The 14,974-nt window shown below is 38.9% G+C and carries 16 protein-coding genes; 3 read left to right on the top strand and 13 right to left on the bottom strand.

Translation table 11 applies throughout. From position 1 onward, the window contains the following. The 5 genes from sucC to MHB42_RS04995 all read right to left on the bottom strand — a co-directional run bounded on the left by sucC (position 1) and on the right by MHB42_RS04995 (position 5,425). The gene (gene sucC / locus MHB42_RS05015) at positions 1-1,161 is read right to left on the bottom strand and encodes an ADP-forming succinate--CoA ligase subunit beta (protein ID WP_340804720.1); all 1,161 of its coding nucleotides are present in this window, start codon (positions 1,159-1,161) and stop codon (positions 1-3) included. A gap of 162 nt (positions 1,162-1,323) precedes the next feature. Next, positions 1,324-1,626 carry an EscU/YscU/HrcU family type III secretion system export apparatus switch protein gene (locus MHB42_RS05010; RefSeq protein ID WP_340804719.1) on the bottom strand — a complete coding sequence of 101 codons (303 nt, stop codon included), beginning with the start codon at positions 1,624-1,626 and terminating at the stop codon, positions 1,324-1,326. Continuing rightward, entirely contained in the window at positions 1,623-3,512 is a 1,890-nt protein-coding gene (locus tag MHB42_RS05005) for a hypothetical protein (protein WP_340804718.1), read from the bottom strand. Before MHB42_RS05005 ends, MHB42_RS05010 begins: the two co-directional genes overlap by 4 nt. A 4-nt stretch (positions 3,513-3,516) precedes the next feature. Beyond that, entirely contained in the window at positions 3,517-4,272 is a 756-nt protein-coding gene (locus MHB42_RS05000; RefSeq protein ID WP_340804717.1) for a ribonuclease HII, read from the bottom strand. A gap of 169 nt (positions 4,273-4,441) precedes the next feature. Further along, positions 4,442-5,425, bottom strand: coding sequence for a LacI family DNA-binding transcriptional regulator (locus MHB42_RS04995; protein WP_340804716.1), 984 nt, complete (start codon positions 5,423-5,425; stop codon positions 4,442-4,444). A gap of 268 nt (positions 5,426-5,693) precedes the next feature. On the opposite strand from MHB42_RS04995, the gene MHB42_RS04990 reads away from it, so the two are divergent. Genes MHB42_RS04990 through MHB42_RS04980 form a run of 3 tightly spaced genes read left to right on the top strand, consistent with a single transcriptional unit; the run spans position 5,694 to position 9,385 of the window. Further along, positions 5,694-6,941, top strand: a complete 1,248-nt coding sequence (locus tag MHB42_RS04990) for an MFS transporter (protein ID WP_340804715.1) — start codon at positions 5,694-5,696, stop codon at positions 6,939-6,941. Between the two features lies 1 nt (position 6,942). After that, positions 6,943-8,394, top strand: coding sequence for a glycoside hydrolase family 32 protein (locus MHB42_RS04985; protein WP_340804714.1), 1,452 nt, complete (start codon positions 6,943-6,945; stop codon positions 8,392-8,394). Positions 8,395-8,404: 10 nt separating this feature from the next. Further along, positions 8,405-9,385: a carbohydrate kinase family protein gene (locus MHB42_RS04980; protein ID WP_340804713.1), complete on the top strand. Its 981-nt coding sequence runs from the start codon at positions 8,405-8,407 to the stop codon at positions 9,383-9,385. A 112-nt stretch (positions 9,386-9,497) separates the two neighbouring features. Here MHB42_RS04980 and ylqF read toward each other — a convergent pair whose 3' ends face one another. The 8 genes from ylqF to ffh all read right to left on the bottom strand — a co-directional run bounded on the left by ylqF (position 9,498) and on the right by ffh (position 14,964). After that, positions 9,498-10,376, bottom strand: a complete 879-nt coding sequence (ylqF, locus tag MHB42_RS04975; RefSeq protein WP_340804712.1) for a ribosome biogenesis GTPase YlqF — start codon at positions 10,374-10,376, stop codon at positions 9,498-9,500. Positions 10,377-10,431: 55 nt separating this feature from the next. Further along, a complete protein-coding gene (gene lepB, locus MHB42_RS04970) occupies positions 10,432-10,995 on the bottom strand; it encodes a signal peptidase I (protein ID WP_340804711.1) in 564 nt (187 codons plus the stop codon). 105 nt (positions 10,996-11,100) lie between these two features. Beyond that, complete coding sequence (rplS, locus tag MHB42_RS04965; protein WP_053993902.1) at positions 11,101-11,445, bottom strand: 50S ribosomal protein L19; 345 nt, start codon at positions 11,443-11,445, stop codon at positions 11,101-11,103. A gap of 118 nt (positions 11,446-11,563) precedes the next feature. Next, positions 11,564-12,301 carry a tRNA (guanosine(37)-N1)-methyltransferase TrmD gene (gene trmD / locus MHB42_RS04960; RefSeq protein WP_340808535.1) on the bottom strand — a complete coding sequence of 246 codons (738 nt, stop codon included), beginning with the start codon at positions 12,299-12,301 and terminating at the stop codon, positions 11,564-11,566. Then, positions 12,301-12,816 carry a ribosome maturation factor RimM gene (gene rimM / locus MHB42_RS04955; RefSeq protein ID WP_340804710.1) on the bottom strand — a complete coding sequence of 172 codons (516 nt, stop codon included), beginning with the start codon at positions 12,814-12,816 and terminating at the stop codon, positions 12,301-12,303. The genes trmD and rimM overlap by 1 nt, the downstream gene beginning before the upstream one ends. A 173-nt stretch (positions 12,817-12,989) precedes the next feature. Then, entirely contained in the window at positions 12,990-13,223 is a 234-nt protein-coding gene (locus MHB42_RS04950) for a KH domain-containing protein (RefSeq protein WP_053993900.1), read from the bottom strand. 15 nt (positions 13,224-13,238) lie between these two features. Beyond that, the gene (rpsP, locus tag MHB42_RS04945; RefSeq protein WP_004269411.1) at positions 13,239-13,511 is read right to left on the bottom strand and encodes a 30S ribosomal protein S16; all 273 of its coding nucleotides are present in this window, start codon (positions 13,509-13,511) and stop codon (positions 13,239-13,241) included. A gap of 94 nt (positions 13,512-13,605) precedes the next feature. Continuing rightward, positions 13,606-14,964 carry a signal recognition particle protein gene (ffh, locus tag MHB42_RS04940; RefSeq protein ID WP_340804709.1) on the bottom strand — a complete coding sequence of 453 codons (1,359 nt, stop codon included), beginning with the start codon at positions 14,962-14,964 and terminating at the stop codon, positions 13,606-13,608. Positions 14,965-14,974: the final 10 nt, after the last annotated feature.

Below are 14,974 nucleotides of genomic sequence, written 5' to 3'. Positions count from 1 at the left end.
TTAGCCTACTAGTTCCACAATTTTTTGTGCACCGTCAGCCATTGAATCCGCTGCAACGATGTTTAAACCAGATGCATTTAAAATTTCTTTTCCAAGCTCTACATTTGTACCTTCTAAGCGTACAACTAATGGCACAGCTAAACCGATTTCTTTAGCAGCTGTTACAACACCTTCAGCAATAATATTACACTTCATAATACCGCCAAAAATATTAACAAAAATGCCTTTTACATGTGGATCGGAAAGGATAATTTTGAAAGCCTCTGTTACTTTTTCAGCTGTTGCACCGCCCCCTACATCTAGGAAGTTAGCAGGGCTTCCGCCATAGTAGCTAATCGTGTCCATTGTTGCCATTGCAAGTCCAGCACCATTAACCATACAACCGATGTTACCGTCTAATGAAATATAGCTTAAATCATATTTCGATGCTTCAATTTCTTTTGGGTCTTCTTCATCGAAATCGCGTAATTCGACAATATCCTTATGTCGATATAATGCATTGGCATCAAAATTAAATTTAGCATCTAGTGCCATTACATCGCCTTGTCCAGTGACAACAAGTGGGTTAATTTCCACAATTGATGCATCTTTATCAACAAATGCTTGATATAGACCTAACATTAATTTAACAGCTTTCCCCACAAGGTTTGCTGGAATATTCATATTAAATGCCATACGACGTGCTTGGAAACCAGTTAATCCAATAACAGGGTCGATTACTTCTTTGAAGATTTTTTCTGGGCTTTGTTCTGCCACTTCTTCAATATCCATACCGCCTTCTTCAGAACCCATCATTGTAACGCGAGATGTCGCACGGTCTAATACTAGGCTTAAATAGTATTCCTTTTGGATATCTGAACCTTCTTCAATATATAAGCGTTTTACTTCTTTTCCTTCAGGACCTGTTTGATGAGTCACTAAAATTTTTCCTAATAACTCTTTTGCGTAAGTGCGGACTTCGTCAAGGTTTTTAGCGATTTTTACGCCACCTGCTTTACCGCGTCCACCCGCATGAATTTGCGCCTTGACCACTGTTACATTTGAGCCAAGTTCCTTCGCTACTTTCACTGCTTCATCAGGGGAAAAAGCAACTTTTCCGTTTGGTACTGCAACACCATATTTTCTCAGAATCTCTTTCCCTTGATATTCATGGATATTCATAATACATCCTCCCATCAAACATTTACATAAAATTGTTTTACTAACATAGACTATTCTAACGAAAGATTCTGATAAAGTCTACACTTTGTCTTTTGTTCGAATTTTCTCTATTATTATGACGTTTTCTTCTATTTCTTGTATTAATACAGTTCGTATAAATAATCAGAATAATTCGTTTTTTCTATATTTTTTTGCATGCTGCTGATCTAAACGATAAATAAATGCAAAAACCTCTGCCACGGCTTGATATAATTCTTCAGGAATCGACTCATTCAAATCTAATTGACCAAGTAGCTGTACAAGGTTAGGATCCTCATAAATCGGCACATTATGCTCATTTGCGCGTGCCAAAATATTCTCAGCAATCTTTCCTTTTCCTTTTGCTACTACAACAGGACTCTCAACTTGCCCCATTTTATAAGTAAGTGCAATTGCCTCTTTTCGTGTAAATTTTCCCTCGCTCATACGCGAATATCCACCCCACTTTGTTCCTCTCTCTGTTCTACTACAGGGCTGATTTTATCACTTTGTGACTTGTCAAATGGCTTTAGAAAAACACCTGATAGCTGATAATTTTTTTCTGCTAGGCCTATTTTTAAGGCTGCCTTTAATGGTTCTGCAAGCAATTGCATATCTGTATGTTCGTTAAATACCGTTACAGTAACCACTCGATTTTGCACTTGCATATCAATAACGGTTTCTTTCATTGATTCCATTTGTAAATAAAATAAAACACGTGCATAGTCGGCATCAATTTTACCATCATCCTTCATCCGTCCATTCCACTGTAATGTGGCATCCATTTTCTTCCCAAAGAATTCAAGTGGTACTTGCATAATTAGCTGATGTTGATGTCCATTTTCACCCGAGGATAGCTGCATGCCGTTCATTCGTGTCATCAGCATTTCTGCTGCTTCCTTTAATGACGGTGTAAGCGTTGCTTCCTGTAATAATGTATGGAGCTGTGGCTTTAGCTGATGGGCAACCATTTGTAAATCTGCTGACTTGTTATTAAGTGTTGCCTCATAGCTAATACCTAAATTTTTTAAAACAGTTTTTAGCGCATGTTCCATTGCCTTACTATCCATCGAACTTTGGACAAGTGCATCCGCTTGTGTCATCAGTTGTTGAACCATTGGCTGTGGGGATTCCATACTACTTTTAACAAGATTGCGCATTAGTGCCTCATTTTGCAATGGGGAGGCTGCCTCTTGTCTGATAAGCGATAATAAATGATCTTTACTTGAAAGTGCACTTGCATCTTGCGTAAATAACCGATCAGCCGTATTTTGAGCAAATGCTTTTAATAATTGCTCCTGCATCTGTTTTGCAAAAACCTCTACTGTTTGCTTTGTTGCAGGTAACTGACTAAAACGATCGATTAATTGATGGACCTGCTCCTTTTGCTTAGTTGTTAAAAAGCTTTGATTTGCTGTCCATGCTTTAAGCTGGTCAATAAGCTGACTAGCATTTTCAGGCTTTGTTGCAAGTATCGTTTGAATAACATGACCAGCCTGCTGCATTGGCTGTGTTGCTTTTGGGTCATTGATTGCCGCCCAATTTTGCAATGTAGCCTGCTGCGGAACAATGCCTGCTTCCTTTAATATCATTAAGGCTTGCATCTTGTCGCTGGTAGTGGCGGCATTATTTGTTAAGCTCTGGATAGCTCTAGCTAAAATAACACTGCCCGTTTCAACCTCAAAGGGCTTGGCAATCGCTTGCACCTGCTGCATTAAATTTTGCCTAAGTGCCTCAGGTAAAGCCGTGTCCTTTGCTAAAAGCTGTGCAAAATTATCCATCGTTGTCGTCATACCAGAAGTTTTTTGACCGCTCATCAGCGCTTGAAAAATAGCATTGGTCATTGGCATTTTCAACTCCACCATTTTTTGAATCACCTGCAATGCATCCGCTTTCGAAACCCCTTCTGGCAATGCCTTTAGCCACGTTTCAGCCTGTACTAGCTGATCTTTAGAAATGGGTAGCTGTGCCTTCATAAAATGCCCCAGCAATTGCTGCATCTCTGTTGTTTTAGGTAGGTTCATAGATTCTAATAATTGGCTAATTTGCTGGCTTGGAGAGGTAGTTTGTGCCATTGAACCAGTGACAACCTTTAATTCCGTTTGTGGGTTTGTACCTGTTACTTGAAAGAAATGAGCATCTCCAGCCTTTAAAGGAACCTCAAGCTTCGCTATTAATTTTTGATTGCCCACTTGTACCTCTGCCATTTGGTCTGGATATAATTGCTTAATGGTACCGTGAAATACTTGTCCTTGCTTTAATGCAAGCGGCTGATTTGTTGCTGTTATCGCATTTTGCTGTGTTTGAATCGGATTAAACGATGTAGATGTCATGCCCTCACCTCTTTAACATAGATTTTATCGGCTCAAAGCTTGTTCGATGGTGAATTGTTGGTCCATACTTAGCAAGTGCCTCTAAATGCTGCTTCGTGCCATAGCCTGCATGCTGCTCAAATCCATATTGAGGAAACTCCTGTGCCAGCTCCTCCATATAATGATCACGTGCCGTTTTCGCTAAAATCGAAGCAGCTGCAATGGCTAAGCTTTGTGCATCCCCTTTAATAATAGAGCGCTGCGGTATAGGAATAGGCAGTGTCATCGCATCTGCTATTACAAAATTAGGCTTTATATGTAGCCCCTCTACACTTGCAGCCATCGACTGCTTTGTCGCTTCATATATATTGAGTTCATCAATTTTTGTAGCATTTAGAAAGTGAATACTATAGCTAAGCGCATGCTCTTTCACTAAAATACTCATGCGTTCTCTTGTGTCCCTTGATAACTGTTTTGAATCATTTAAGCCAAGCAATGCCTGACAGTTTTCAGGTAAAATAACAGCAGCAGTCACAACAGGGCCTGCCAATGGACCACGACCAGCCTCATCTACCCCCGCTACAAGCTGACCAAACTGTGCATCAAAGGCAATTTTCGCATCATGTTGTTGTTGTAATTGCTGCTGTTTATTCATGCGTTTAATAAATTGCTGCCATGCTTTTTGTACACCTGCACGGCTATCTTGCTGTAGCGCCTCCATCCATGACTCATATGTTGTAGCAGCCTTTAACGCTACTGTAATTTCTTTAATTGTTTGCATATCCTATAACCTCATCTCTACTACGTATATCGGCTTGTTTATTTTATTATAAAATAAAATAAAGGGCTTGTAAGGAAATACATTCCCTGCAAGCCCTTGCTATTGTATTTGCATCATGTGCACTAATCAGATAAAGTTATTTACAATTGCATGACTTTCACATGCGTGTTTATGTTGTTGTACCTTCAATTAATTGCACAGGCAAGCAAATATCTTTTGCTGTTTCCTCATAATTTCCTTCAATTTCCTTCAATAAAACCTCTACAGCCTTTTGCGCGATTAATTCAATCGGCTGGCGTATCGTTGTTAAACTCGGCAACAATGCTTGGCACGTTTCCGTACCATCATAACCAATAACTTTTAAATTTGTTGGAATATGTTTGCCATACTTCGGTGCTTCGGTGATAACAGTAGCAGCAATTAAATCATCACTCGCAAAAATACCATCTACTTCTGGATGCTCTTGAAAAAGTTGTGCAATGACTTTTTGCTGTTCATGACGATTCAATGCACTAGCTATTTCATATGTAATGGCTGTTCGTCCATGCTCCTGCATCACTGCCTCGTAGCCTTTACGCCTTAAATTGGCAGGGGTTTCAAGCTTTAAAGGACCATTAATATGGAGAATATGCTGACACCCTTTTGCCAGTAGCAATTTTGCAGCTTGTACACCACCAGCGTAATTATCTGAGGAAACAACTGGTATTGTTGGGGATAAATAATGGTCGATTGTTACAATAGGTAAATGCTGCTCATGTCCATTGACTAAGCCGCGATTATATGTCACAGCAATCACACCATCTACTTGATTACGCATCAGCATTGCCCAGTAATTTTTCTCTTTATCTGCTCTATTTAAGCTATTACAAAGCAACACTTTATAATTTAATGAAGCACAGATGCTTTCAATATGAAAAATGAGCTCTCCAAAAAATGGATTGCTCGTTTGTGGCACAATAACGCCTATCAAATAGGTCCGTTTATTAAATAACGAACGAGCGACATCATTTGGAAAATAGTTCACCTTTTCCATGGCACGTTGCACACTATCTCTCGTTTCTTGACTAATATAGCCACGGTTATTTAAGACACGAGAAACCGTTGTTGGTGATACACCTGCTACCTTTGCCACATCACTAATTGTCGGTTTCATATAGCCTCTCCTTTCAATGCCGTTTTACTTACACAAATATCCTTCTATTATAGATGAATTGATCTCGTATTAACAGGCTATAAACCCCTATTTATGTTTCTGTTAGTAGCAGCATCTTTATTCATCTAACATCTCTCACTGATTGCAATTTTACTTTATATGATCGACATATGAAACCGGTTGACATAAAATATTTTTTGCAAGCGATTACAATATTTATAAAAAAACAAATTGTTATAATACTCTATTATTTGAAAGGGTGTACACTATGCAAACAGCTAACAACCTTTACTGGAAACTCAGTGCTTATTTTTTCTTTTTCTTCTTCACTTGGTCATCTAGTTACTCATTATTTTCAATTTGGTTAGGGCAAGAAATTAATTTAAGCGGTTCAGCAACAGGGATTATCTTTTCTGCAAACGCCATTTTCGCTTTATGTATGCAGCCTCTTTATGGCTATATTTCAGATAAAATTGGTTTAAAGAAAAATATTTTGTTCTTTATTAGCATTCTACTTGTATTCGTTGGACCTTTTTATATTTTCGTTTATGGACCTTTACTGCAATACAATGTTTTTCTTGGTGCAATTGTCGGTGGACTTTATTTAGGGATGGCATTTCTAGCAGGAATTGGTGCAATCGAATCTTATATTGAAAAGGTTGGGCGCAAATATGGCTTTGAATATGGGAAATCAAGAATGTGGGGTTCGCTAGGATGGGCAGCAGCTACATTTTTTGCAGGGCAATTATTCAACATCAACCCAAATATCAACTTTTGGATTGCGAGTGTGTCAGCGATTATTTTAGTTGGCATTATTCTCTCCATCAAAATTGAAATGACACATGATGAAATTGAAAAAGCCGAATCCATTACATTGAAGGATGTAGGCAATCTCTTTAAACTAAAGGATTTTTGGTTCTTAATGATGTATGTAATCGGTGTTACATGTGTTTATAGTGTCTATGACCAACAGTTCCCGATTTACTACTCATCATTATTCTCTAGTGAAGCATTAGGCAATCAAGTCTTTGGCTACTTAAATTCTTTCCAAGTATTTTTAGAAGCTGGTATGATGTTTGCTGCACCATTTATTGTCAATAAATTAGGTGCGAAAAAAAGCTTATTATTAGCAGGCTTTTTAATGGCATTTCGTATTATCGGCTCTGGTATAGTGGACGGGCCAATTGGTATTTCAAGTATGAAGCTAATTCATGCCTTTGAATTACCAATTATGTTAATTGCTATTTTTAAATATCTAGCGGCTAATTTCGATACACGTTTATCATCTATCCTGTATTTAGTAGGGTTCCAATTCGCTACTCAAATTGGTGCATCCATTCTATCACCAATTGCAGGTACACTTTATGATCATGTTGGATTCCGTAACACGTATTTAATTATGGGTGTAGTTGTCTTGATTTTTAGTGTCATTTCTATTTTCACATTATTAAATACGAAACCAACTATAAAAAAATCAGAACCAGCAGAACCACAACCAACTTTAGGAGGGCTTTGACATGAAAACATTACAGCAAGCACAGGAAGCACAACAATCAGCCGCACAAAAAATCAATCATCGTTATCGTTTAGGCTATCATATTATGGCTCCTGCTCAATGGATTAATGACCCAAATGGACTGATCCAATATCAAGGAGAATATCATGCCTTTTATCAGCACCACCCATATGATGAAAACTGGGGACCGATGCACTGGGGGCATGTCAAAAGTAAGGATCTTGTCTACTGGGAGCATCTCCCTATCGCACTGACTCCCGGCAATGATTATGATAAGGATGGCTGTTTTTCTGGTAGTGCTGTCGATGACAATGGGCAGCTAACATTAATTTATACAGGACATATCTATATTGATAAGGAACAAGATACTTTTTATCAAACACAAAATATCGCCGTTAGTCAGGATGGTGTGACCTTTACAAAAGTGACAGAAAACGCTGTAATTCCAGAGCCTCCTGCTGACAGCGCGCATCATTTTCGCGATCCAAAGGTATGGAAGCACGAAGATACTTGGTATATGATTCTAGGCAACGCCACAAAAGATATGGTAGGGCGTGTTATTTTGTATCGCTCTGCTGATTTACGTCAGTGGGAGTATGTAGGTGTCCTTGCACAAAGTGATGGTAGCTTAGGTTTTATGTGGGAATGTCCAGATTTCTTTGAGCTAGATGGCAAGCATATTCTATTAATTTCTCCTCAAGGAATAGAAAAGCAGGGCGACTTATACAATAATCTTTTCCAAACAGGTTACTTAATAGGCGATTATCAATATGATACAAATAGCTTTACAGAAACATCACCTTTTACAGAGCTAGATAATGGACATGATTTCTATGCCGCCCAAACATTTTTAGATGATCAAGGTCGCCGCATTGTAATCGGCTGGATGGATATGTGGGAGTCTGACATGCCAACAAAGGCAGATGGCTGGTGTGGTGCATTAACATTACCGCGTGTACTAACATTAAGTGACGACCATAAATTGCGTATGCATCCTGTAGAGGAATTAAAAGCATTGCGCAATGCTGAGTATCAAGTCTTACAAAACCAAACATTAGCAACAAATTATTTAGTTTCAACAAATCAAGAATTGTTAGAAATTAAGGCAGTATTCGACATCCGTCATGAACAGCCTGTTAGCTTAAAGCTTCGTGGTATTCATGCAGAGGAAACCTTGTTAACATATGATTATAAAACGCAAAAATTACTATTGGATTGCTCCAAATCTGGGAAAGCAGAAGACGGTATTCGTACAGCGATGCTTCATGCAGACAATGAACTGATTTTACATCTCTTTGTTGACCGTTCCTCTATCGAAGTATTTGCAGGTAATGGCGAAGCAACAATGACAAGCCGCATCTACCCGACTGAGGAGCGCTTAGGTATTGAAGTAGCTGCTGGGGCAAACGTTAAAGAACTCACATATTGGACATTAAACGATATTTGGAAATAAGGTGACATGATTGAAAAAGATTTTTTGTATTGGTGAGGCATTAATTGATTTTATTCCTCTTGAAAAAGCTCAGCCTTTAAAAGATGTAACGAGCTTTGAGCGTGTAGCCGGTGGTGCACCGATGAATGTGGCAATTGCTGTGGCAAAATACGATGGGCATGCTGTTATGCTTACAAAGCTTGCAAATGACAGCTTCGGTGATTATTTATTCAATATTCTCCAAACAAACGGTGTTGATACATCTCGTATTATTCGCTGTGAGGAAGGTGAAACAGGTCTAGCCTTTGTTTCTGTGACGGCATCAGGAGAACGTGATTTTAGCTTCTATCGTAAGAATGCAGCAGATTTACTACTTGCCCCTGAGGATGTACAACCAACATGGTTTGAGCAAGGTGATTTACTACATTTTTGTTCTGTCGATTTAGTGGAAAGCCCAATGAAGCAGACGCATAAAAAAGTAATTGAAGATATACGTGCAGTAGGCGGTATTATCAGCTTTGACCCAAATGTACGCCTCCCTCTTTGGCCGAACAAAGAGCTGTGCCGTCAAACAATTTTAGATTTTTTACCAACTGCCGATATTGTCAAAATATCAGACGAGGAGCTTTACTTTATTACAAATATTGAAGATGAAGCAGAGGCAATTCGCTCACTCTTTGTCGGTCATGTGCAAGTCGTTATCTATACAAAAGGCGCAAATGGCGCTGCTATTTATTTAAAAACTGGTGAAGTCTTTGAAGGGGCTGGCTTTCAAGTAATAGTTGCAGATACAACAGGTGCAGGTGATGCTTTTATTGGTGGTTTTTTAGCCGAGTTACTGTCGCTTGATGTTTCACAAGAGCTGCTATGTACAATTATACGCAATCATCAGCAGCAGCTATTAACATTCGCCAATGCAAGTGGTGCATTAACTGCTTCAGTAAAGGGAGCAATCCATGCCGCACCAGGCAGAAAGCATGTGTTATCGTTTATTGATGCACAGCAATCTTAAATAAACCCCAGCGTAGTCTTGTTAATACGCACAACAAACACCCGCTATCCTTGTTTTATTGGATAGCGGGCTGTTTTAGCATCTTAACAGCTTTACAGTTACCATATACAAATTATTGCTCTGATAATGCCTCTTTTTCTAGCTGTTCATTCACAAAATCAAATGTTAGCTTTCCTAATTGCAACCCACGAATATCTCGCACAATTAGTTGCGCGACTTGGTCATAATCAATTTCTCCGCCTGCTCCAAAGACACGGCGCAGCTTGCCAATATGGTCAAAAGTTTCTACTAAATCTTCCTGGAGGAACTCAAAGCCATAACGCTCCTCCATACGTTTTGGATAATGAATAGATAAGAAGCGCAAGCCGTAAACTGCTAAATCCTCCATATTGGTAATGGTATCTTTAATAGCGCCTGTTAAGGCTAATTTATAGCCTACTTCTTGATCCTCAAATTTCGGCCATAAAATTCCTGGTGTATCCAATAATTCTAGCTCTTTTCCGACCTTAATCCATTGCTGTGCTTTTGTAACACCTGGCGTATTGCCTGTTTTCGCAATGTTCTTTTTCGCTAAGCGATTAATAAGGGTGGATTTACCAACATTCGGTATACCAACAATCATTGCACGAATGGCTCTTGGCTTCATCCCCTTCGCTTTCATACGGTCGAACTTTTCTTTTAAAACTTCTTGTGCTGCTTTCGTGACTTGCTGTAAGCCCTTGCCTTCAAGTGAATTAATCGCTACCGCTTTATGTCCATGCTGTGCAAAATACTCTACCCATTTACGTGTTTCATGCTCATCAGCCATATCAGCTTTATTTAAAATTAATAAACGAGGCTTTTGATGAATCACCTCATCAATCATTGGATTACGAGAAGATAGAGGTAAACGTGCATCAATTAATTCAAATATAATATCAACAAGCTTTAATTTTTCCGTTACTTCACGTCTGGCCTTTGCCATATGCCCTGGAAACCATTGTATCGTCACATTCATACCTCCTAAACTAACAGAAAAAGGGAGTGATTGCGCTCCCTTTCTTGTATTACTTTACAATTTTTATGTCACTAAACGGCCAGAAAATCAAACTAGTGTTACCGATAATTTCCTTTTGTTCAACAAGACCAATATGGCGACTATCTTTACTATTTCGACGATTATCCCCCATAACAAAAACATACCCTTCAGGAATCGTATCTAAGGAAACATCAATATCCTTTAAAGTAAAATCTTCTGTTAAGGTTCCCCCAGTCACTTGTGCTTTATAGGCATCTAAATAGGGTTCATCTATCGGCTCACCATTAATATACAATTGGTCATCTCTATATTCTAACGTATCCCCTGGCAATCCAATAACACGCTTTATGTAATTTTTTTGCTCAGGTGCATGAAAGACTACGATATCGAAGCGTTTTGGCTCACCTATTTTATAACCAATTTTGTTGACAATCATACGATCGCCATCTTCAAGGGTTGGCATCATAGACTCTCCATCAACCGCAATCGGTGTAAATAAAAAATATCGAATAATTGCTGCAATCGCAAATGCAATTAATAGTGCCTTTGTCCATTCCCATAACTCATTTTTTTCTTTTACTTGTTTTTCCATCGAGCACTGCCCCCTTGTCTATCACTATTTTAGATGATAGTAAATTAAGATGACAAGCAAAAAGAAAAGGGACTTGTGTACAAGCCCCTCCCTTTTAAACCATAATTATCGAATTTCTTTAATACGAGCAGCTTTACCACGTAGGTTACGTAGGTAGTAAAGTTTAGCACGACGTACTTTACCACGACGTACAACTTCTAAGTTAGCGATTTTTGGTGTGTGTACAGGGAATGTACGCTCAACACCTACACCGTAAGAAATTTTACGAACTGTGAAAGTTTCGCTAATTCCGCCACCACGACGTTTAATTACGACACCTTCGAAAACTTGGATACGCTCACGAGTACCCTCTACAACTTTCACGTGTACCTTAACAGTATCACCAGGACGGAAAGTTGGTAGATCAGTGCGAAGCTGAGATTTTGTAATTTCTGCAATAATGTTTGACATTGTGTTTTCTCTCCTTAGACAGATGCTCTTGCACGCAATTTATGCCACAGCGGAACACCGTAATTCAGCACTTCACATAGAAGTACAGATTAGATGTTATCATAAATAAAGCAAGCAATCAAGCATCTTTATTGTTGTTTTTTAATTTTTCTAGATATAAATTTTGCTTGTCTGTTAATGGGTAATGCTCTAAAAGGTCAGGTCGGCGCTCAAATGTTCTTTGCAGTGATTGCTCCTCACGCCATTGTGCAATTTTAGCATGATTGCCTGATAATAAAACATCAGGCACTTTCATCCCTCGAAATTCTGCTGGTCGTGTATAATGAGGATGCTCTAGCAAGCCTGTTGAAAAGGAATCCTGTATGTGTGAATCCTCCTGACCTAATACGCCTGGTAGTAGCCGTACTACGCTATCAATAACCGTCATTGCTCCTAGCTCTCCACCCGTTAAAACAAAATCTCCAATGGAAATCTCGTCTGTGACAAGATGCTGGCGAATGCGCTCATCATAGCCTTCATAATGACCACATAAAAAGACTAGTTCTTTTTCTTGCGCCAGTTCCTCTGCTTTTTTTTGTGTAAAGCGTTCACCTTGAGGACACATTAAAATAATACGTGGTTGTTTGCCAGCTGTAATTGCCTCAACAGCCTGAAACATCGGCTCAGGCTTTAATACCATACCTGCGCCGCCACCATATGGATAATCGTCAACTTGATGATGCTTGTTCCCTGAAAACGCACGTATATCTGTTACCTCTAGCTTTACAGCGCCCTTTTCCTGTGCCTTTTTTAAGATAGATGCCCCAAAGACACCTGAGAACATCTCAGGAAACAAACTTAAAACATGAATATTCATCATAATAAACCTTCCATCACATGGATAACAATTTTCTTATCCTCCACATCGATATCTTTTACGATATCTTCTATATAAGGGATGTAATGCTCTTTTTTTGAGCCTTTCACTACCCAGACATCATTTGCTCCCGTTTGAAGAATATCAGCTACAATACCAATTGTTGCACCTTCCTCAGAAACTACTGTACAGCCGATGATCTCATGGAAGAAATATTCGTTTTCTTCAAGTAAATCATCTGTCATTTGATCCTTTGTGATTTTTAACATACCTTCTTTAAATGGCTCGACAAGGTTAATATTGTTCATGCCTTCAAATGTTAATAAAATAAAGTTTTTATGACGGCGTACAGCTTCAATTGTTACCCATGTTGGCTTTTTATCGTCTTTTTTAAAGGCAGCGAGTTTATTACCCACCGCAAAGCGCTCTTCTTCAAAGTCTGTTGTCGATAAAACACGCACTTCACCACGAATGCCGTGTGTATTGACAATACGCCCTACATTAAACCATTCCATTCAACTATCACCTCAATTAAAACGTACTCCTATGCTAAAAAGAGGAAGGAACCAACAAGCTCCCTCCTCCTTCGTCCAGATTTTATACATGCCATACAAGTCCGCTCCAACTATCTAACAATAGCTATTTGAACGTTTCAAAACTTGTGCTAAACATGACAAAATCTTTTCTATTAATCCAATATATCGACGTAGGTCTTCTTTTGATGGTGACTACCTGCCGCTGAATAAACAATTGTACGAATTGCTTTCGCTACTCGCCCTTGCTTGCCTATGACTTTCCCTCGATCCTCTGGATGAACAAAAAGTTTATAAACAATTCGATTTGCATTTTCATCCGTTTCAATACGAACTTCCTGTGGATAATCGACTAGTGGTAAAACGATTGCTTCAATCAGCTGCTTCAAAGACGTCGCCCCCGATTATTTACTGAATTTTTGGTTATGGAATTTTTCCATGATACCTTGTTCTGAGAACAGGTTACGCACTGTATCTGATGGTTTTGCACCGTCAGCTAACCATTTAAGAGCTTTCTCTTCATCAATGTTTACAGTAGCTGGTTGAGTTAGTGGGTTGTAAGTACCTACTGTTTCAATTTGACGACCATCACGTGGTGAACGAGCGTCTGCAACTACGATACGATAGAAAGGAGATTTTTTAGCTCCCATACGTTTTAAGCGAATTTTAACTGCCATTTTAATAGCACCTCCGAATAAGTTTCACACAAGATAGTATATTATCAATGTTTAGGTTGTTTGTAAAGTGTTTTTTCTTAACACCTATAAATTATTATTTAAACAATGAATCAAGGCCTGGTAATTTCATTTTTTTCTTTCCTTTGCCACTCGCCATACCAGTCATTTGCTTCATCATTTTTTTCATATCATCAAATTGCTTAAGTAAACGATTAACCTCTTGAATAGACGTTCCTGAGCCTTTTGCAATACGCTTTTTACGGCTACCATTAATAATCTCTGGGTTGGTCTTTTCAGCAGGCGTCATTGAATAGATAATGGCTTCTACACGACCCATTTGCTTGTCATCTACTTTTACATTATCTAAGCCTTTTATTTTGTTAGCGCCTGGAAGCATTTTTAAAATTTCATCTAATGGGCCCATTTTTTTTACTTGCTGTAATTGCTCTACAAAATCATCAAATGTAAAGGTTTGGGATTTGAATTTTTCTTCAAGTTCCTTCGCCTTTGCCTCATCCACATTTGCTTGTGCTTTTTCAATAAGTGATAGCACATCACCCATGCCAAGAATACGTGATGCCATACGCTCTGGATGGAATGGCTCAAGCGCATCCATTTTTTCGCCCATTCCGACAAACTTAATTGGTTTCTCTGTAACGGAACGAATGGAGAGTGCTGCACCACCACGTGTATCGCCATCAAGCTTTGTTAACACGACCCCTGTAATACCGATTGCTTCATTAAAGCTCTCTGCTACATTGACAGCATCCTGACCTGTCATTGCATCGACCACAAGGAATACTTCATCTGGTTCTTTTAATGCACGAATATCTTTTAATTCCTGCATTAAGTCCTCATCTATATGCAGACGACCCGCTGTATCAATAATCACGACATCATGATGCTCTTCTTTCGCTTTCTCCATTGCCTGCCGTGCGATTTCCACAGGGGATATATCAGTGCCTAACGAAAAAACAGGTAAAGATAACTGTTTCCCTAACGTCTGTAATTGTTGAACAGCTGCTGGGCGATAAACGTCAGCGGCAACTAGTAATGGTTTACGATTATATTTTTTTCGTAAAATATTCGCCAGTTTACCTGTAGTTGTTGTTTTCCCTGCACCTTGCAGCCCAACCATCATAATAACAGTTGGCGGCTTTGTATTAAATTTAATGGGGCTTTGTTCGCCACCCATTAATGCTGTTAATTCATCCTGTACAATTTTAATGACTTGCTGACCTGGTGTTAAGCTTTGCATAACATCTACACCAACAGCACGCTCACTCACCTTTTTTACGAATTCTTTGACTACTTTTAAGTTAACATCCGCCTCAATTAAAGCAAATCGGACTTCTCGCATCATTTCTTTTACATCTTGCTCTGATACTTTCCCTTTGCCTTTAATCTTTTGGATCGTTCCTTGGAGTCGTTCCGCTAATCCTTCAAAAGCCATTGCCTTCGCC

Source organism: Lysinibacillus sp. FSL K6-0232, assembly GCF_038008325.1.
Taxonomy (GTDB): Bacteria; Bacillota; Bacilli; order Bacillales_A; family Planococcaceae; genus Lysinibacillus.
Note: the sequence above shows the minus strand (reverse complement) of the source record. Positions and strands in the feature narration are given on the sequence as shown.

What these genes read in the sequence shown, in the direction of transcription:
- sucC (WP_340804720.1), bottom strand. Translation starts at nt 1,161, where the DNA reads ATGAATATCCATGAATATCAAGGGAAAGAGATTCTGAGAAAATATGGT.
- MHB42_RS05010 (WP_340804719.1), bottom strand. Translation starts at nt 1,626, where the DNA reads ATGAGCGAGGGAAAATTTACACGAAAAGAGGCAATTGCACTTACTTAT.
- MHB42_RS05005 (WP_340804718.1), bottom strand. Translation starts at nt 3,512, where the DNA reads ATGACATCTACATCGTTTAATCCGATTCAAACACAGCAAAATGCGATA.
- MHB42_RS05000 (WP_340804717.1), bottom strand. Translation starts at nt 4,272, where the DNA reads ATGCAAACAATTAAAGAAATTACAGTAGCGTTAAAGGCTGCTACAACA.
- MHB42_RS04995 (WP_340804716.1), bottom strand. Translation starts at nt 5,425, where the DNA reads ATGAAACCGACAATTAGTGATGTGGCAAAGGTAGCAGGTGTATCACCA.
- MHB42_RS04990 (WP_340804715.1), top strand. Translation starts at nt 5,694, where the DNA reads ATGCAAACAGCTAACAACCTTTACTGGAAACTCAGTGCTTATTTTTTC.
- MHB42_RS04985 (WP_340804714.1), top strand. Translation starts at nt 6,943, where the DNA reads ATGAAAACATTACAGCAAGCACAGGAAGCACAACAATCAGCCGCACAA.
- lepB (WP_340804711.1), bottom strand. Translation starts at nt 10,995, where the DNA reads ATGGAAAAACAAGTAAAAGAAAAAAATGAGTTATGGGAATGGACAAAG.
- rplS (WP_053993902.1), bottom strand. Translation starts at nt 11,445, where the DNA reads ATGTCAAACATTATTGCAGAAATTACAAAATCTCAGCTTCGCACTGAT.
- trmD (WP_340808535.1), bottom strand. Translation starts at nt 12,301, where the DNA reads ATGAATATTCATGTTTTAAGTTTGTTTCCTGAGATGTTCTCAGGTGTC.
- rimM (WP_340804710.1), bottom strand. Translation starts at nt 12,816, where the DNA reads ATGGAATGGTTTAATGTAGGGCGTATTGTCAATACACACGGCATTCGT.
- rpsP (WP_004269411.1), bottom strand. Translation starts at nt 13,511, where the DNA reads ATGGCAGTTAAAATTCGCTTAAAACGTATGGGAGCTAAAAAATCTCCT.
- ffh (WP_340804709.1), bottom strand. Translation starts at nt 14,964, where the DNA reads ATGGCTTTTGAAGGATTAGCGGAACGACTCCAAGGAACGATCCAAAAG.